Source organism: Streptomyces sp. NPDC090798 (assembly GCF_044768965.1).
Classification (GTDB): Bacteria; Actinomycetota; Actinomycetes; order Streptomycetales; family Streptomycetaceae; genus Streptomyces.
In genome coordinates this window covers 327,414-344,948 of the sequence record NZ_JBIVXA010000001.1, presented here as the reverse complement: position 1 = coordinate 344,948, position 17,535 = coordinate 327,414, and the positions used below count along the sequence as shown (strand labels likewise).

Genomic DNA, 17,535 nt, shown 5'->3' with positions numbered 1-17,535 from the left:
CGACCGTCCGGACGGCTGGACGTAGGGGGCGTGGCACGGTCGGATGGAGCACTACGAGCACGACGGGTACGGCAGGCCAAAGAGCACAGCGAGCACGAGAAGCACGAGAAGCACGATGAGGTGCTACGAGATGCGTGACCGGAGGACGACGAGATGACCGTGACCCTGGCGGACGTGGCGGCGCGTGCGCAGGTCTCGCCCGCGACCGTGTCCCGGGTACTGAACGGGAACTATCCCGTCGCGGCGTCCACGCGCGAGCGGGTGCTGCGCGCGGTGGACGACCTGGACTACGTACTGAACGGGCCCGCGAGTTCGCTGGCCGCCGCCACCTCCGACCTGGTCGGCATCCTGGTGAACGACATCGCCGACCCCTTCTTCGGGATCATGGCGGCCGCGATCCAGTCGGAGATCGGCGGCCCCGGGGGGCGTGCGGGCGGCGAACGGCTCGGGGTCGTGTGCAACACCGGCGGCTCCCCGGAGCGTGAGCTCACCTACCTCACACTCCTTCAGCGCCAGCGCGCCGCCGCGGTCGTCCTGACGGGCGGTGCCGTCGAGGACGCGCCGCACGCGGCGGCGGTCGCGGCGAAGCTGCGCAAGCTCGGGGACGCGGGGACCCAGGTGGTCCTGTGCGGACGGCCGCCCGCGCCCGACGCCCCCGAGGCGATCGCGCTCACCTTCGACAACCGGGGCGGCGGACAGCAGCTCACCGAGCACCTGATCGGCCTCGGCCACCGCCGGCTCGGCTACATCGCGGGCCCGGAGGAACGGACGACGACCCGGCACCGTCTCGAGGGGCACCGTGCCGCGCTGGCCGCGCACGACATCGAGGACGATCCGCGCCGCACGGTGCACGGACGCTACGACCGTCGCGCCGGCTACGAGGCGACCCTCGAACTCCTGCGGCGGGACCCGTCGTTGACGGCTGTCGTCGCCGCCAACGACACCGTGGCCCTCGGCGCGTGTGCCGCGCTGCGGGAGGCGGGCCTGCGTATTCCCGACGACGTGTCCGTCGTCGGCTTCGACGACCTCCCCTTCAGCATCGACGCCGTCCCCGCGCTGACGACGGTGCGGTTGCCTCTCTCGGAGGCGGGGGCCCGGGCCGGGCGTATCGCGATGGGGCGCGAGGAGCCGCCGCCGGGTGGGATCGCGACAGTGCGGGGGGAATTGATGGTGCGGGGGTCCACGGGGGTGCCGCGGGTCTGAACGTGGGGTTTTCACCCCCGCCGCCCCTACCCGTCCCATCCTCAACCTGGGGGCTCCGCCCCCAGACCCCCGCGGTGCGTTCTTCGACTGCGGGCGAGTGGGGGCTGGTCGCGCAGTTCCCCGCGCCCCTGGGCGGGGCGCGGGAGGGGGGCGGGGCGGTGCGTCGCAAACCCGTCGCTTACGTTCGGATCGAGCAGCGGGTCGCTTGCCCGGTCCACGTCTGATCCGGCGGCGACGGGCTCGACGTACCGGCACGGCCCCGACCCGCCCGCCGGGGCCCGCGGTCACACGTGCGGACGGTGCCCCTTCTCCTGACGGGGGAACGACTGGTCGGCGCCGGGCAGCGTCGGCTTCGGAAGGGTCGCGACCTCCTCCTTCGCCTTCTCCAGCTGCTCCGCCGTGTCATCGGGCAGCCGCGGCGGACGCGGACGCCCGTGCGAGAAGCGGAACGCCGACGTGAGGTCACCGAACGCCGACCGCCGCCAGTCACTGACGTTGGGCTCCTCGACTCCCGTGAACCGCTCCAGGAACTGCAGCGCCAAGGTGTGGTCGAACGCCTCCGAGGCCACCCAACCCCCCACCGTCCAGGGCGAGACGATGATCGCGGGGACGCGGAAGCCGCCTCCGATGGGCTGTCCCTGGACGAACTCGTCGGCGGTTCCGGCCGGAGGCGTCGGCGGCGGCACATGGTCGAACAGGCCGTCGTTCTCGTCGTAGTTCAGGATGAACGCGGTCTTCCGCCACACCTTCGGGTTGGAGGCGATCGCCTCGATCTTCGAGGCGACGAAATCGGCGCCCGCGGCGGGCAGGTAGTCCGGGTGCTCGGACTGGAAGCTCGTCGGCATGATCCACGACACGGCCGGCAGCCGGTCGTTGCGCGCGTCGTCCTCGAACGTGCCCTCCGGCTGCGGACGTACACCACGTTCGTACAGGTCGGACCCCGGCGCCGCCGCACGGAAGCTCGCGAACTGCTCCAGCATGTTGCAGCCGTAGTCGTCGTCCTGCTGGTACACCTTCCAGCTGACCCCGGCCGCCTGCAGCCGCTCCGCGTACGTCGTCCACCGGTACGGCGTCGGGGCCTTGTTGACGAGGACCGGGCCGCCCTGCGTACCGCCCGGGTCGATCGTGCCCGTCATCCAGTACAGCCGGTTGGGCCAGGTCGGCCCGAACACCGAGCAGAAGTAGTGGTCACAGATGGTGAAGGTCTCCGCCAGCGCGAACTGGAACGGGATGTCCTCACGCGTGTAGTAGCCCATCACGTACGGGCCGTTGACGCCGTCCGCCTTGCGGTGGGCCGGGAGCCAGCGGTCCATCTTCCCGCCGTTCCACGCCTCGTGCTGCACCGACCAGGCATGACTGGTGGACGGGATCGCCTGGGCGCTGGACGTGTGGGTGTCGAGGTGGAAGGGGAGCAGGTATCCCTTCGGGTTCACGGCGTCGGGCTGGTAGAAGACCGACCGCCCGGTGTCGAGCTTCAGCGCGTGCGGGTCGGCGAAGCCGCGGACGCCGGACAGCGTGCCGAAGTAGTGGTCGAAGGACCGGTTCTCCTGCATCAGCATGACGACGTGCTCGATGTCGCGGAGCGAGCCGTGCTTCGGCGGGCCGGCCGCGACGGCCTTCTGGACGCTCGGCGGAAGGAGGGAGAGTGCCGCGGCGCCGCCCAGCGCGCCCGCGGCCGAACCCAGGAGTCTACGACGTGTCAACTCGGCCATTGCTGCCCCTTCTTGAGACTTCGCCAGCTCTCCGGAGTCGAACTGCGGCCCGCACGGGGGCGGGCCCGCCGGTTCACTCTCCTAGGGGAGAACGAGAGTTGGCAGGGGCGTGCGATGAAATCGTGGCCAACGTGCGGAAAGGGGTTGGCCAAGTCATGACCCGGGCTGGCGTGGAGTTGCCCGGCCGTTGCCCACGCTTGGCCGAAGTCGTAGGCTCGACACATACCTCTGACTGAGTCAACTATCCAGAGCCGATCATCCGGGGTTGAGTGATCATGACCGTCCAGGACTTCCGCTCCTTCAACCGCTTCTACACGAACGTCATCGGCGCCCTCGACTACGGCCGCCACCTCTACGCCCCCTACACCCTCACCGAGTCCCGCGTGCTGTACGAGCTCGCCCACTCCCCCCGCACCGACGCCGCCGACCTCCGCGCCGAACTGTCCCTGGACGCCGGTTACCTGAGCCGCATCCTGAACAGGTTCGAGCAGGACGGCCTGATCGAGCGGACGCCCTCGGAGCGGGACCCACGGCGGCGCCGCATCACGCTGACGGCACGGGGCAGGGAGACGGCGGCCCTGCTGGACGAGCGCTCACGGGAATCGGTGGGGGCGCTCCTGGCAACCGTTCCGGCGGACGACCGCCCCCGGCTCGCCGAGGCGATGCAGACCGTGCGCACGCTCCTCTCCTCCGGCCGCCCTCCCCGCCGCGAGGACGTCGTCCTGCGCGAACCCGGACCCGGCGACCTCGGCTGGATCGTGCAGCGCAACGCCGCACTGTACGCCGCCGAGTACGGCTGGAACACCGACTACGAGGGACTGGTCGCCCGGATCGTGGCGGACTTCGCCGAGGACCACGATCCGCACCTGGAGCGGGTGTGGATCGCCGAGCTGGACGGCCGTCCGGTGGGCTGCGTGATGTGCGTACGCGACGACGCGCCCGGAACCGCCCGCCTCCGCCTCCTCCTCGTCGATCCCGACGCGCGCGGGCTGCGCATCGGCGACCGGCTGGTCGAGGCCGTCATCGACTTCGCGCGGGACGGCGGCTACCACGACCTCGTCCTGTGGACCAACGACGTCCTCTCCGCCGCCCGCCGCATCTACCAGCGCCACGGTTTCGTCCTCGTCGCCGAGAAACCGCACCGCTCGTTCGGAGCGGACCTGCTGGGCCAGGACTGGCGGTTGGATCTGCGCGGCACCCAGGAGTGACCGGTCACGTCTCCACGGCTCTCCAGGCGCCGCCGCTCAACCGGTAGACGGTCACCACCTGGGACAGGGCAATGCCGTTCGCGTCGAAGCCGACCTTTCCCATCGCCCCGTCGAAGTTGACGTCCCCCACCACCGCTCGCAGGCTTTCACGTTCGGCCGAGGGCACAGTGGTGCCGAGGGGGCTGATGTGGGCGGACTTGAAGGCATGGATCAGGGCCAGGGTCGCGTCATACGCATAGCCGCCGTACGGGCCGTAAGGGGTCTTGTGGCCCGCCTTCGTTGCGCTGCTGCGGCGTCGGGCGCCCCTAGGCCACCAGGGCATGGCATGGCGCCGATCAGCTCGCCGGTGAACGCCGTGTACGTCTCTCCCGGCGGTGCGAGCGCCGTCCGGGCCTCCGAGGTCGCGGTCAGCACGAACGTGCCGCCGATGTCCGACATCCCGCCGAGTCCCGTGGCCGACCTCGCACCGTGCGGGGCGCACGGTGACCCCGCGATGCTCCACCCCTACCTCGGGCCCGTTCCCACGCGACTGACGCCAGTGGGCGACGGCGAGGAGCAGTCCGTCGAGGCCCACGGCGTTGCTGAGCACCACGCCGATCAGTTCCAGGCCACCGCCCATGGGGCCCGGTCGATGCCTCCCCCGCACGCCAGTGATTTCGGCATCTTAGCGACACAAAGGGCATGTCGTAGCGCATGGGGAAAAGGACCTCCCGAACCACCCACAACCGATTTTCCCTTCGACTCTCCTTTCGACCGACAACGGCCGACATCGGCACGCGAGTAGGGTCCGTGCGCATGAAGCTGGCATTTTCCACGCTCGGCGTACCCGGGCTCCCCATCCCCGACGTCGTACGACTCGCCGCCGCGCACGGCTACCACGGCGTGGAGCTGCGCGCGCATCCCGAGGAGCCGGTGCACCCCGGGATCGGGGCGGCCGAGCGGGCCGAGGTGGTCGCCGAGTTCAAGGCGGGCGGCATCGAGATCCTGGGCGTGGCGGGCTACGCGCGGGTGGCGGCGCCGGGCGACGACGACACCGTCGTCGCCGAGATCAGGGAGCTCCTCGACCTCGCCCACGACCTGGGCGCCCCGTTCGTACGCGTCTTCCCGGGCGCGAGTTCCGAGCAGAGCGTCGAGGAGGCGGACGCGACGGCGGCGCGGCGGCTCGGCACGGCGGCGGAGTACGCCGCCGACCTGGGCGTACGGATCCTGCTGGAGACCCATGACTCGCACCGCACCGGCGCGGACGCGATCAGGATCCTGGGCCTGGTCGGCCACCACCACGTGGGCTCGCTGTGGGACGTCATGCACACCTGGCTCGGCGGCGAGGAGCCGCCGGAGACCTACGCGGCCCTGTGCACCTACCTCGGCTACCTCCAGGTCAAGGACATCGCCTCCGCCGCGGACACCACCCCGCTCCCGCTCGGCGCGGGTGTCCTGCCGCTCGCCGAGTGCGTGGAACTCCTCTCCCGGGAGGGCTGGGACGGCTGGCTGTGCTGGGAGTACGAGAAGCGGTGGTACGAGGGGGTCGCGCCGCTTCCTGAGCTGCTGGGGCCGGGCCGGGAGCACCTCGGGCGCCTGCTGAACGACTCCGCCTAGGCTCTGCTCCGGGGACGCGCGCACACGCCCGGGCCGGCTTCCCGCGGCCCGCCGCACCTCGCCGACGGGCTATCGTGGACCGCATGTCGGCACCGGAACTGATCCGTATCGTCTCCCGCGACTCGCCCATGGCCCTGGCCCAAGTGGAGCGCGTCCGTGCCGAGTTGGGCGCGCTCCATCCGCACATCCGTACCGAGGTCGTGCCGGTGAAGACGACCGGCGACAAGTGGATGGGCGACCTGGCCAAGGTCGAGGGGAAGGGCGCGTTCACCAAGGAGGTCGACGCGGCGCTGCTGGCCGGCGCGGCCGATCTCGCGGTGCACTGCGTGAAGGACATCCCGGCGGACCGTCCCCTCCCGGCGGGGACGATGTTCGCCGCGTTCCTGGCACGGGACGACATCCGGGACGCCCTCGTGCACCCGGACGGGCTCACGCTGGACGAGCTGCCGCAGGGTACGCGGATCGGCACCTCGTCCGTACGGCGGGTCGCTCAGCTGGCCGCCTCGCACCCGCACCTGGAGTGCGTGCCGTTCCGGGGGAACGCCAACCGGCGGCTGGAGAAGCTGGCCGCGGGTGAGGCGGACGCGCTGCTGCTGGCGATGTCGGGGCTGGAGCGGATCGGCCGGGCGGACGTGATCAGCGAGGTCCTGTCGACCGAGACGATGATGCCGCCGATCGGGGCGGGGATCCTCGCCCTGCAGTGCCGTGAGGGCGACACCGAGGTGATCGAGACGATCAGCGACCTCGGCGACCCGAACACGCATCGCGAGGCCACGGCGGAGCGGATGTTCCTGCACGTCCTCCAGGGCCACTGCAACTCACCGATCGCCGGTTTCGCGAAGGCCGACCGCAGTGGCGAACTGTCCCTGCGGGCCTGCGTGTTCACCCCGGACGGCAAGACCGTACTGAACGCGCACGAGTGGGCGGGCCGCCTCGACGCCGCGACCCTCGGCACGTCGGTCGCCGTCGCCCTGCTGCGCCAGGGCGCCCGCGAACTGATCGACGACATCCCCCACTGATCACCCCAGCGGGCCGGCCCAGGCGGCGAAGGTCTCGTGGAAGGCGGGGAACGTCTTCCGTACGCAGCCGGGGTCGTCGAACGAGACGCCGCCCGGCGCGCGGAGCCCGGTCACCGCGAAGGACATGACGATGCGGTGGTCACCGTAGGTCTTGATCTCCGCGCCCGGCACGGTATCCGCACCCGGGTGGATCTCGATCCAGTCGGCCCCGGTCCGCACCCGTACGCCCAGCCGCCGGAGGTTCTCCGCGCAGGCGTCCAGGCGGTCGCACTCCTTCACGCGTGTGTTGGCGACGTCCTCGATGCGGACCGGGCCCGAGGCGAAGGGCGCGATCGCGGCCAGCGTCGGCATCGTGTCGGAGATGTCGCGCATGTTGACCGTGAGGCCGCGCAGTTCGCCGGTGCCGGCGACCGTCGTCCCGCCGGAGCCGACCTCCACCCGCGCCCCCATCCGCCGCAGTACGTCGACGAAGCCCAGGTCGCCCTGGAGCGCGCCGGTGCCGAGGCCGGGGACCGTCACCTCGCGGCCCGTCACGGCGGCCGCGGCGAAGAAGTAGCTCGCGGTAGAGGCGTCGGGCTCGATGGCGTAGGTGGTGGCGCGGTAGCCGCCGGGCGGGACCACGAACACCTCACCCTCCCGGCGCACGGACACGCCGAACGTCCGCATCATCGCGAGCGTGATCTCGACGTACGGCGCCGAGACCAGGTCCGTGACGTGGATGCGCAGGCCCTTGCGGGTCAGCGGGCCGAGCAGCAGGAGGGCGGTCAGGTACTGGGAGGACTGGCCCGCGTCGAGCGTCACGTCACCGCCCTCCACGCCGGCCGCCGCGATCCGCAGCGGATGGTGACCCTCCGTCTCCTCGTGCCGCAGGTCGACGCCGAGGTCGCGCAGGGCGCGGGTGAGCGGGAGCAGCGGGCGGCGGCGCATCTGCGGGGAGGCGTCGAAGCGGTAGGTGCCGTGTCCGGCGGCGGCGAGGGTCGGCAGGAAGCGGGCGGTGGTCGCGCCGTCGCGGCAGTACACGTCGGCGTCGGTGGCCGCCGGGCCCTGGGGGCGGCCGTCGATCTGCCAGGCGTGCGGGGTGCGGCCGACGCGGTAGCCGAGCCGGGTCAGGCCCTCCGCGAAGCCCTCCGTGTCGTCCGACCGGAGCGGCCGTACGAGGGTCGTGACCCCGTCGGCCGCCGCCGCGAGGAAGAGCGCACGCGCGGTGATGGACTTGGAACCGGGGATGTCGACGACGGCCATGTCCTCATGCTGGCTTCCCGACCTGCTCCGGCGCGGGAGCGTCCGCCAAATGGACCTGTCTGTGCGAGCCCGGCGTCGAACCGTCCCACCCGTTCGCCCCACCCGCACCAATTCCCCGAACCGGCAGAAACCGGGGAACCCCGACCCGCACCGGTTCGTCCAATCCGCATACTGCCGGATGAGTCTCCGCAGAGCGGTGTCGGCCTCGCTGCTGGCTGCGAACGCTGACCACCCTCTCCGCCGCCTGCGGCCGGCAGCACGCCGTCACCGGCGCGCCCCCCTCCAACTGCGCCGGTGACGGCCCCTCCCCGGGATACTGTGCACACCCTTGACTGGAAGAAACTTCCCGGATATTCGTGACTCCTCGGAAGTTTCCTTCATGAGGGAGGAGCGCACGTGGGGCCATCGAGATCCGCCAGACCGTCCAGACGTACCGTTCTCGCCGCCACCGCCGGGACCACCGCGGCCCTGACCTTGAGCACCACCTCCGTCCGGGCGGCCGAGGACCGACCTGACAAAGCGTCACTCCGATCTCTCGTCTCCCGTATGACGCTGGAGGAGAAGGTCGGCCAGCTCTTCGTGATGCGGGTGTACGGCCACTCGGCCACCGCGCCCGACCAGGCCGACATCGACGCCAACCTGAAGGAGCTCGGCGTCAGGACGGCCGCCGAGCTGATCGCCAGGTACCGCGTCGGCGGGATCATCTACTTCACCTGGGCGCACAACACCCGCGACCCGCACCAGATCGCCGCCCTCTCGAACGGCATCCAGAAGGTGTCCCTCGACCAGCCGCGCGGCCTGCCCGTCCTCATCTCCACCGACCAGGAGCACGGAATAGTGGCCCGGGTGGGCAAGCCCGCGACGCTGTTCCCGGGCGCGATGGCACTGGGCGCGGGCGGCTCGCGGGAGGACGCCCGTACGGTGGGACGCCTCGGCGGCGCCGAGCTGCGCGCCCTCGGCATCCGGCAGGACTACTCCCCGGTCGCCGACGTGAACGTCAACCCGGCCAACCCGGTCATCGGCGTACGCTCCTTCGGCGCCGATCCGGACGCCGTGGCCGGGCTGGTGACGGCCGAGGTGAAGGGCTATCAGAGCGCCGGGGTCGCGGCCACGTCGAAGCACTTCCCGGGGCACGGGGACACCGCCGTCGACAGCCACTTCGGCTTCCCCGTCATCACACACAGCCGCGAGCTGTGGTCGGCCCTCGACGCCGTGCCCTTCCGGGCCGCCATCCGCGCCGGCATCGACTCGGTCATGACCGCCCACATCATGGTCCCGGCCCTCGACCCGTCCGGGGACCCCGCGACGCTCTCCCACCCGATCCTCACCGGCATCCTGCGCGAGGAACTCGGCTACGACGGGCTCGTGGTGACCGACTCGCTCGGGATGGAGGGCGTCCGGACGAAGTACGGCGACGACCGCGTCCCCGTACTGGCGCTCAAGGCCGGTGCCGACCAGCTCCTCAACCCGCCGTCCATCGACGTGGCCTGGCACGCGGTCCTGAACGCCGTGCACGGCGGCGAGCTCACCGAGGCCCGCCTCGACGAGTCCGTCCTGCGCGTCCTGCGCCTCAAGGCCAAGCTGGGCCTGCTGGAGAATCCGTACGTCAGCGACACCGGCGTCGACCGCACGGTCGGCACCGCCACCCATCGCAGGGCGGCCGACCGGATCGCCGAGCGCACGACGACACTGCTGGTCAACGAGGAACACCTGCTCCCGCTCTCGCGCCGGCGCACCCCGCGCGTCCTCGTCGTGGGCGCCGATCCCGCCTCGCCGTCCGGTACCGACGGGCCGCCCACGACCGTCCTCGCGACCGCCCTCACCGAGCTGGGTTTCACGGCGACGGCACTGTCCACCGGAACGGCGCCCTCCGCGGCGATCATCGACCAGGCGGTGGCGGCGGCCGGAGGCGTGGACGCGGTCGTCGTCGGCACGTACAACGTGACGGCGACCGGGTCGCAGAAGACCCTCGTCGAGCGGCTCGTCGCCACCGGCGTCCCGGTGGTCGCGATCGCGATCCGCAACCCGTACGACGTGGCTCAACTCCCTCACGTGCGCGCTTACTTGGCGACCTACTCCTGGACGGACGTCGAACTGCGCGCCGCCGCCCGGGTGATCGCGGGCAGCGCGAGGCCCCGCGGGAGGCTGCCGGTGGAGGTGCAGCGGGCGGACGACCCGGCGAAGGCGCTGTATCCGATCGGGTACGGATTGACGTACTAGGTCCGGTATGGGCCGACGTACTGCGCCGGGTGGGGATTGACGTACACGCCGTACGCCGCACACCCGGCGCACCACCCCCAAAGGACGCAAAGCGCCCCGGATGTCTGGCGTGTGCCCGTCGCGACGGGTCACGCTGGGCGGGGGTATCGGGGGGAAGCCATGCGAGCCAGCTCGTCGGGTCGGCGTTGCGTTGGGGTGGTGTGCGCACTGCTGCTGGCCGTCGCCGCGCTCGCGGGATGCGACCGCTGGTCAGGCTCGGGGAGCGCCGAGCCCAGCGCGGGGTCGACGTCGGCACAGCCCTCGGGGTACGGGGCGGTGTTCCTCGCCGTCGACGAGTGCAGCTCCTTCGGGACGACCAGCTTCACCGAGGTGCCCTGCAGCAGCGAACGGGCCGCCGCACGGGTGGTCGCCCGCTACGACGGCAAGGTGGCCGACGGGCCACTGTGCCCCGCGACCACGGACTTCGTGCTGCACATCAGCGAGACCCGGCCAGCCTCGGACGAGAACGGCGATGGGGTCGTCCCCCAGGGTTACGCCTGCATGCGCAAGCTGGAGGCTCCGCATCCCGGCGATCCGGGCGGGGGCGGTGGTCCCCGCACCATCGTCGGCGACTGCGTCTACAGCTCCGGTGACGGGCAGGTGCGGGAGACCGCGTGCGACGGCAAGGGCAGGAAGCCCCCGGAGTACAAGGTGACGTCGGCGGTCCTCGACCGCGCCAGGTGTCCGTCGTCCACGGCCCTCTATGTCCAACTGGGCGGAAGTGAACCGGTGGGCTGCGCCCGCCCGGTGTAGCCGAGGGGCGGACGCAGCCGGTGAAAAGGGTTGCAGCCGCTGAAGCGGGTTACAGCCGGTGAACCGGGTTACGGTCGCAGCGCGGGCTCGCGCTCGACGTCGCGCCGGTCCAGCTTCGCGTCGAACTTCGCGAGCGGCCTGGCCGCCGACGGGTTCTCCCGGACCGTCGCCGAGGCGACACCCGCCCACTCCAGGATGCGGGCCGTCGCGAGGGCCTTCTCGTCGGGGACGAGTCCTGCGACGTTGGCACCGTGGTTCAGACCGGGGGCGGTGAAGACGTACGAGTCGCGCGCGCCCTTGCCGAGCCGGAAGCGCTCCGCGCCCCAGGGGTCGTTCTGGCCGTAGACGAACAGCATGTGGTCGGCGTGGTGGCGGACCCAGGAGTCCACGTCCGCCATGGCCCACGGCTGGAACCTCATCGGGATCGAGCGGGGCACGAAGTTCCGCGGCGGCTGGTAGCCGTAGCGGATGTACTTCTTCTCGATGTTCGGGAAGTGGATCGTGGGCGCGCCGAGTTGCGTACCCGCCTGGTAGTAGTACGGCGTGTACGTGTCCAGGCCCTGGTCGGTGTAGGCCGAGAAGCCGGAGATGGTGTCGACGGAGTCCCAGATCGCGTCATCGGTGGCGTGGGCGGCGTCGGCCGGGATCGAGGCGCAGTCCGAGAGCAGGCTGTACTGCCAGAAGCCCCACACGTAGTCGAGCACGACCGCCTCGTACGCCTTGTCGAGGCCTCCGATGGTGGTGAACGTGTAGCCGTTGTCGGCGGCGTACGCCTCGTACTTCTTCTCCAGCGGTGCGCGCCGCACCAGCGCCTCGCGCTGCACGGCGTTCAGCTTGTCGCGGCACTCCTTGGTGCCGACGTTCTTGAAGAAGCGGTCGTACGCCGAGTCCTCGTTGTTCACCACGTCGTTGGGGGCGACGTAGGCGACGACGCCGTCCATGTCGCGCGGGTAGAAGCGCTCGTAGTACGTGGCGGTCATGCCGCCCTTCGAGCCGCCCGTGGAGAGCCACTTCTGGCGGTAGATCGGCTTGAGTGCCTCGAAGATGCGGTGCTGGTCGCTGGCCGCCTGCCAGATGTCGAGCTTCGACCAGTCGGCCGGGTCCGGCCGGGACGGGGTGAAGAAGCGGTACTCCATCGAGACCTGGTTGCCGTCCACGATCTGGGTGGGCTCACGGCGGCCGGGGTTCGTGGAGACGTTGTAGCCGCCGGTGTAGAAGACCGTCGGGCGGGAGACGTCCTTGTGCAGCACGGTGATCCGCTGCTGGAACGTGCCCTTGGACGGGTGCCGGTGGTCGATCGGCTGGGTGTAGTTGAGGACGAAGAAGCGGTAACCGGTGTACGGCTTCTCCTCGATCAGGCTCATGCCCGGTATCGCGAGCAGCCTGTCCTTGATGTCGGTGTCCGTGCTTGTGGTGCCTGGTGCGGCCTCCGGCTGGGCGGCGGTGGCCGCCCCCGCCGTGCTCAACGTGCCTATCAGCACCGTGAGCGCCAGCAGCCATCTGAGCGCCTTGCGCATGCACACTCCCCTGTGAAACGGATGTGCGCTGGAAGCTATCGGAGCAACTCACAGGCGCACCAGGGGAGATGGGGAAAACCCTATGGGAAGGCCGTGTCTCGGCCGGCTCAGCACAGGATCCAGCTCGAGCTCACCGAACCCGAGTCGACCGAGCCCTTGACGCGGACGCAGCGGTGGCCCGCGTGGACGGTCACCGGGCCCGCGTGGTGCGAGAAGCTGCCCTGGTCGACCACGGGCCGGTTGCCGCGCGCCTGCACGCTGACGGACATCGACCGTTTGCGGGACTGCTGCTGCTTGGGGACGGTCATCGCGCAGACATAGCCGTCGCGCTTGTAGATCTGGACGGAGCCGGTCGAGAAGGTGAGCGTTCTGACCTTGCGACCCGAGCAGTACGAGTCGGCCGCCTGCGCGCTGCCTGGGCTCATCAACGCCATCAGCCCAGCCGCGGTCAACACCGCAAGGCCCAGCGCCAGGCGCCGGCGTATCGCACCACCACGGTCCACTGTCGTCCTCCCCCGGCCATTCAGCGTACTGGTGTACGGACGCAGGACGTACATCGGATGGTTGCCTTCACCCGAGAGAGGTTTTCTTCCGTGTTTGGGGCAACCGCACCCCTTTGTTCGGTGTCCAACTGGTCAGAAAAACGAACGAAAGGTGCTCATCCATGTCCCGCACGTCACGTTCACGCACGGCCGTCGGCGCGCTCGTCGCCGCGGCGCTCCTCGCCACGGCGGGTGCCTCCGTGCCCGCGTTCGCCGGCTCCAGCGCTCCCCCGCCCGCCCGCAGCGGCGCCAACGGTCCCGCCTACGACCGGGTGGCCGACTTCTACGGCGCCTACATCGACGCGGTCACCGACGAGGGAAGCGGTCACCTCGGCTCCCAGCTGCGCACCTTCTACCTGACCAAGGATCTCCGCACCCGCCTGGCGAAGTGGGAGAGCCGCGAGCACGCCGACGGGGTGCTGCGCGCGCAGGACGTGCCGCGGGCGTGGAAGGTGACGGCGGGAGACAGCGGCGCGGGCCACACCTGGTCGACGGTGCGCCTCACCTGGGGCTCCGCCCAGCACCCCACGTACACCTATCTGACCGTGCAGTCGGACCTGGCCACGAAGAAGATCTCCGACATCAAGGCGAAGAGCTGAGAGGTCCGGGGCACACCGCTCAGGCCGTCGAAGGAACCGGCTCTTCCTCCTCCGGGGCCCCGACGAACGTCCTCCACAACTCCGCGTAGTGGCCGCCTCGCTGGAGGAGTTCGTCGTGGGTGCCGTCCTCGGCGACGCGGCCGTGGTCCATGACCACGACCCGGTCGGCACGGGCGGCCGTCGTCAGGCGGTGGGCGACGACGAGGGTCGTACGGCGGCCGGCGAGGCGGTCGGTGGCCTGGTTGACCAGGGCCTCCGTCGCCAGGTCCAGCGCCGCCGTCGCCTCGTCGAGGAGCAGCACGTCCGGGTCCACGAGTTCGGCGCGGGCCAGCGCGATCAGCTGGCGCTGGCCGGCGGAGAGGTTGCGACCGCGTTCGGCGACCTCGTGGAGGTAGCCGCCGTCGAGCGTGGCGATCATGTCGTGGGCGCCGACCGCGCGGGACGCGGCCTCCACCTCGGCATCGGTGGCGTCGGGGCGCCCGTAGGCGATGGCGTCCCGGACGGTCCCCTGGAAGAGGTACGCCTCCTGGGGGACGACGCCGAGCCGGTGCCGGTACGAGGTCAGGTCGAGCGAGCGCAGATCCGTGCCGTCGACCGTCACCCGCCCGCCCGTCGGGTCGTAGAACCGGGCGACCAGCTTCACCAGGGTGGACTTGCCCGCGCCGGTCTCACCGACGAAGGCGACGGTCTGTCCGGCGGGGATGCTCAGCGAGATGCCGCTGAGCGCCTCCTCGTCATCGCCGTAGGCGAAGGCGACGTCCTCGAAGGCGATGTCGCCCCGCAGGGAGAGGACCTCCAGCGGTGCGTCGGCGGCCTTCGTCGAGGTCGGCTCCTGGAGCAGTTCCTGGATGCGGCCCAGCGAGACCGTGGCCTGCTGGTAGCCGTCGAAGACCTGCGAGAGCTGCTGCACGGGCGCGAAGAACAGGTCGATGTAGAGGAGGTAGGCGACCAGCGCGCCCGTCGTGAGGGTGCCGGCGTCCACCCGGTGCGCGCCCACGATCAGCACCGCGGCCGACGCGACCGACGACAGCAGCTGCACGAAGGGGAAGTAGATCGATATCAGCCACTGGCCGCGGATGCGCGCCTTGCGGTAGCTGTCGCTGCCCTCCGCGAACCGCTGCCGGCCCGAGCGCTCGCGCCGGAACGCCTGCAGGATCAGCAGTCCGGAGACCGACTCCTGGAGATCGGCGTTGACCGCGGACACCCGCTCGCGGGCGAGTTCGTACGCCTTCACGCTCGCCCGGCGGAAGAAGAACGTGCCGATGACCAGCGGCGGAAGGGTGATGAAGACGACCAGCGCGAGCTGTACGTCGATCACCAGCAGCGCGCCCATGATGCCGAAGAAGGTGACGACCGAGACGAAGGCGGTGACCAGGCCCGTCTGGAGGAACGTCGACAGCGCGTCGACGTCCGTCGTCATCCGGGTCATGATCCGGCCGGTGAGCTCCCGCTCGTAGTAGTCGAGCCCGAGGCGCTGGAGCTGCGCGAAGATCTTCAGGCGGAGCGAGTACAGGACCCGCTCGCCGGTCCGGCCCGTCATCCGGGTCTCACCGATCTGCGCGGCCCACTGGACCAGCACGGTGACCAGCGCCAGTATCGCGGCGGCCCACACCGCGCCGAGGACCATCCGGGACACACCCTGGTCGATGCCGTGGCGGATCAGCACGGGCAGCAGCAGGCTCATGCCCGCGTCCACGGCCACGAGCCCCAGGCTGACGAGCAGCGGGAGACCGAAGCCGCGCAGCAGCCTGCGCAGCCCGTACGACTCCTCGGGCCTGACCGCACGCGCCTCGTCGATGCCGGGGGTCTCGGTGGCCGGGGGCAGCGCCTCGACCAGGGTGAGGAGTTCGGGCGTGGCGGGCATGCCGGACAGGGCGTTGTCCTTGGGCTCCCGGTCGCCGGTCCACAGGTGGGGAGTGACCCCGCGCTCCGCGTCGAACTCGGCGTCCAGCTCGTCCCGTACGGAGGTGTCCTCCTGAGGCACGGCGGGCTGGGCGTGACCGGGCGAGACACCGCCCAGCTCGTCCGGGTCGGTCAGGAGCCGGCGATACAGCGGGGAGCGCTGCTGGAGTTCCTCGTGGGTGCCGATCTCCGCGAGGCGGCCGCCGTCCAGGACGGCGATGCGGTCGGCGAGGTTGAGGGTGGAGCGGCGGTGGGCGATGAGGAGGGTGGTACGCCCCTCCATGACCCCCTTGAGGGCCTCGTGGATCTCGTGCTCGACGCGGGCGTCCACGGCGGAGGTGGCGTCGTCGAGGACGAGCAGGCGGGGGTCGGTGAGGATGGCGCGGGCGAGGGCGACGCGCTGGCGCTGGCCACCGGAGAGCGTGAGGCCGTGCTCGCCCACCTTGGTGTCGTAACCCTCGGGCAGCTCGGTGATGAAACGGTCCGCCTGCGCGGCGCGGGCCGCGGTCTCGATCTCCTCCTGGGTGGCGTCCGGGCGGCCGTAGGCGATGTTGGCGCGCACGGTGTCGGAGAAGAGGAAGGAGTCCTCGGGGACCAGGCCGATCGCGGCGCGCAGCGACTCCTGCGTCAGCTCGCGGACGTCGTGGCCGCCGACGAGGACGGCGCCGTGCGTGACGTCGTAGAAGCGGGGCATCAGCAGCGACACCGTCGACTTGCCGGACCCCGAGGAGCCGACGACGGCGAGGGTCTCGCCGGGCCGGATCTCGAAGCTCAGCCCGTTCAGGACCGGCCGGCCGTCTTCGTAGGCGAAGGACACGTCGTCGAACTCGACGGTCGCGGGCGCGTCGGCCGGGAGGGTCTTGGTGCCGTCCTTGATCGACGGCTCGGTGTCGATGAGTTCGAGGACGCGCTCGGCGCCCGCGCGTGCCTGCTGCCCGACGGTGAGGACCACGGCGAGCATCCGCACGGGTCCCACGAGCTGGGAGAGGTACGAGGAGAACGCGACGAAGGTGCCGAGCGTGATCTGTCCCCGTACGGCGAGCCAGCCGCCCAGCGCCAGCATCGCGACCTGGCCGAGGGCGGGCACGGCCTGGAGGGCCGGGGTGTACTTGGCGTTGAGCCGGATGGTCCGCAGCCGCCCCGCGAAGAGCCGCCGCCCGACGTCCCGGAGCTTCCCGGTCTCCTGCTCCTCCTGCCCGAAGCCCTTCACCACGCGTACACCGCTGACGGCGCCGTCGACCACACCCGCCACGGCGGCGGCCTGCGCCTGCGCGTACCAGGTGGCGGGGTGCAGCTTGGTGCGGCTGCGCTTGGCGACGACCCAGAGTGCGGGGGCGACGGCGAGCGCCACCAGGGTCAGGGGCAGGGACAGCGAGGCCATGATCCCGAGGGAGATCAGGAAGAGCAGCACGTTCCCGATGGTCATCGGGAGCATGAAGAGCAGGCCCTGGATCAGCTGGAGGTCGCTGGTGGCACGGCCGACGACCTGGCCGGTGGACAGCTCGTCCTGGCGTCGTCCGTCGAGCCGGGTGATCGTCCCGTACATATCGGTCCGCAGGTCGTGCTGGACGTCGAGGGCGAGGCGGCCGCCGTAGTAGCGGCGGATGTAGGTGAAGACGTAGATGAGGACGGCGGCGGCTATGAGCGCGCCCGCCCAGGGCGCCATGGCCCTGGTGTGGTTCCCGACGACGTCGTCGATGATCACCTTGGTGATCAGCGGGACGACCGCCAGGACCGCCATGCCACCGAGCGAGGAGCCGAGCGCGAGCAGGACGTATTTCGGGTACCGCCACGCGTACCCGGCGAGCCGCTGCGCCCAGCCGCCCTTGTCCCCTTGCTCCACTACCACGCCAGTGCCTTCCGTAGATCTCACTCCACCGGAAGACACCAACGCTGAAAGAAGCGGATTTCATCCCTCCGCAATAATCAGCCGCTCACCGTGTGTGGCGGCCGTGCGCTCAGGGAGTACGGGCGGGTGACCCT

Annotated in this window: 13 protein-coding genes and 1 pseudogene; 7 read left to right on the top strand and 7 right to left on the bottom strand. The window is 70.9% G+C overall.

Annotation, left to right across the window (positions count from 1 at the left end; translation table 11 throughout):
• Positions 1–153 precede the first annotated feature (153 nt).
• Positions 154–1,203 (top strand): LacI family DNA-binding transcriptional regulator, encoded by a 1,050-nt coding sequence (locus tag ACIQTP_RS01450; protein WP_099922543.1) that lies wholly within the window; start codon positions 154–156, stop codon positions 1,201–1,203.
• Positions 1,204–1,487: 284 nt separating this feature from the next.
• On the opposite strand, the gene ACIQTP_RS01445 is transcribed toward ACIQTP_RS01450, so the two are convergent.
• Positions 1,488–2,915 carry an alkaline phosphatase family protein gene (locus ACIQTP_RS01445; RefSeq protein WP_403395170.1) on the bottom strand — a complete coding sequence of 476 codons (1,428 nt, stop codon included), beginning with the start codon at positions 2,913–2,915 and terminating at the stop codon, positions 1,488–1,490.
• A gap of 275 nt (positions 2,916–3,190) precedes the next feature.
• Here ACIQTP_RS01445 and ACIQTP_RS01440 point away from each other — a divergent pair, with 275 nt between their 5' ends.
• Positions 3,191–4,123, top strand: a complete 933-nt coding sequence (locus tag ACIQTP_RS01440) for a GNAT family N-acetyltransferase (RefSeq protein WP_403395168.1) — start codon at positions 3,191–3,193, stop codon at positions 4,121–4,123.
• A 4-nt stretch (positions 4,124–4,127) separates the two neighbouring features.
• On the opposite strand, the gene ACIQTP_RS01435 is transcribed toward ACIQTP_RS01440, so the two are convergent.
• The gene (locus tag ACIQTP_RS01435) at positions 4,128–4,445 is read right to left on the bottom strand and encodes a hypothetical protein (protein ID WP_403396063.1); all 318 of its coding nucleotides are present in this window, start codon (positions 4,443–4,445) and stop codon (positions 4,128–4,130) included.
• A 168-nt stretch (positions 4,446–4,613) separates the two neighbouring features.
• Positions 4,614–4,769: pseudogene (locus ACIQTP_RS01430) on the bottom strand (hypothetical protein); the annotation flags it as partial.
• 149 nt (positions 4,770–4,918) lie between these two features.
• Here ACIQTP_RS01430 and ACIQTP_RS01425 point away from each other — a divergent pair.
• Positions 4,919–5,719, top strand: coding sequence for a sugar phosphate isomerase/epimerase family protein (locus tag ACIQTP_RS01425; RefSeq protein WP_403395166.1), 801 nt, complete (start codon positions 4,919–4,921; stop codon positions 5,717–5,719).
• Positions 5,720–5,802: 83 nt separating this feature from the next.
• On the top strand, positions 5,803–6,738 hold the full coding sequence (hemC, locus tag ACIQTP_RS01420) for a hydroxymethylbilane synthase (protein WP_403395164.1): 936 nt from the start codon (positions 5,803–5,805) through the stop codon (positions 6,736–6,738).
• On the opposite strand, the gene aroA is transcribed toward hemC, so the two are convergent.
• Positions 6,739–7,980 carry a 3-phosphoshikimate 1-carboxyvinyltransferase gene (gene aroA / locus ACIQTP_RS01415; protein ID WP_403395162.1) on the bottom strand — a complete coding sequence of 414 codons (1,242 nt, stop codon included), beginning with the start codon at positions 7,978–7,980 and terminating at the stop codon, positions 6,739–6,741.
• Positions 7,981–8,376: 396 nt separating this feature from the next.
• On the opposite strand from aroA, the gene ACIQTP_RS01410 reads away from it, so the two are divergent.
• Both ACIQTP_RS01410 and ACIQTP_RS01405 read left to right on the top strand, forming a co-directional pair.
• The gene (locus ACIQTP_RS01410; RefSeq protein WP_403395160.1) at positions 8,377–10,200 is read left to right on the top strand and encodes a glycoside hydrolase family 3 protein; all 1,824 of its coding nucleotides are present in this window, start codon (positions 8,377–8,379) and stop codon (positions 10,198–10,200) included.
• Positions 10,201–10,359: 159 nt separating this feature from the next.
• Positions 10,360–10,992 (top strand): hypothetical protein, encoded by a 633-nt coding sequence (locus tag ACIQTP_RS01405; RefSeq protein ID WP_403395158.1) that lies wholly within the window; start codon positions 10,360–10,362, stop codon positions 10,990–10,992.
• A 68-nt stretch (positions 10,993–11,060) separates the two neighbouring features.
• On the opposite strand, the gene ACIQTP_RS01400 is transcribed toward ACIQTP_RS01405, so the two are convergent.
• Positions 11,061–12,509 carry a S28 family serine protease gene (locus ACIQTP_RS01400; RefSeq protein ID WP_403395156.1) on the bottom strand — a complete coding sequence of 483 codons (1,449 nt, stop codon included), beginning with the start codon at positions 12,507–12,509 and terminating at the stop codon, positions 11,061–11,063.
• A gap of 107 nt (positions 12,510–12,616) precedes the next feature.
• Positions 12,617–12,943 carry a hypothetical protein gene (locus ACIQTP_RS01395; RefSeq protein ID WP_403396061.1) on the bottom strand — a complete coding sequence of 109 codons (327 nt, stop codon included), beginning with the start codon at positions 12,941–12,943 and terminating at the stop codon, positions 12,617–12,619.
• A 230-nt stretch (positions 12,944–13,173) separates the two neighbouring features.
• On the opposite strand from ACIQTP_RS01395, the gene ACIQTP_RS01390 reads away from it, so the two are divergent.
• Positions 13,174–13,650: a hypothetical protein gene (locus tag ACIQTP_RS01390; RefSeq protein ID WP_352046936.1), complete on the top strand. Its 477-nt coding sequence runs from the start codon at positions 13,174–13,176 to the stop codon at positions 13,648–13,650.
• Positions 13,651–13,669: 19 nt separating this feature from the next.
• On the opposite strand, the gene ACIQTP_RS01385 is transcribed toward ACIQTP_RS01390, so the two are convergent.
• On the bottom strand, positions 13,670–17,401 hold the full coding sequence (locus tag ACIQTP_RS01385; RefSeq protein WP_403395153.1) for an ABC transporter ATP-binding protein: 3,732 nt from the start codon (positions 17,399–17,401) through the stop codon (positions 13,670–13,672).
• Positions 17,402–17,535: the final 134 nt, after the last annotated feature.

Coding starts and splice junctions, on each gene's coding strand:
- ACIQTP_RS01450 (WP_099922543.1), top strand. CDS start 154: ATGACCGTGACCCTGGCGGACGTGGCGGCGCGTGCGCAGGTCTCGCCC.
- ACIQTP_RS01445 (WP_403395170.1), bottom strand. CDS start 2,915: ATGGCCGAGTTGACACGTCGTAGACTCCTGGGTTCGGCCGCGGGCGCG.
- ACIQTP_RS01440 (WP_403395168.1), top strand. CDS start 3,191: ATGACCGTCCAGGACTTCCGCTCCTTCAACCGCTTCTACACGAACGTC.
- ACIQTP_RS01435 (WP_403396063.1), bottom strand. CDS start 4,445: ATGCCCTGGTGGCCTAGGGGCGCCCGACGCCGCAGCAGCGCAACGAAG.
- ACIQTP_RS01425 (WP_403395166.1), top strand. CDS start 4,919: ATGAAGCTGGCATTTTCCACGCTCGGCGTACCCGGGCTCCCCATCCCC.
- hemC (WP_403395164.1), top strand. CDS start 5,803: ATGTCGGCACCGGAACTGATCCGTATCGTCTCCCGCGACTCGCCCATG.
- aroA (WP_403395162.1), bottom strand. CDS start 7,980: ATGGCCGTCGTCGACATCCCCGGTTCCAAGTCCATCACCGCGCGTGCG.
- ACIQTP_RS01405 (WP_403395158.1), top strand. CDS start 10,360: ATGCGAGCCAGCTCGTCGGGTCGGCGTTGCGTTGGGGTGGTGTGCGCA.
- ACIQTP_RS01400 (WP_403395156.1), bottom strand. CDS start 12,509: ATGCGCAAGGCGCTCAGATGGCTGCTGGCGCTCACGGTGCTGATAGGC.
- ACIQTP_RS01395 (WP_403396061.1), bottom strand. CDS start 12,943: ATGGCGTTGATGAGCCCAGGCAGCGCGCAGGCGGCCGACTCGTACTGC.
- ACIQTP_RS01390 (WP_352046936.1), top strand. CDS start 13,174: ATGTCCCGCACGTCACGTTCACGCACGGCCGTCGGCGCGCTCGTCGCC.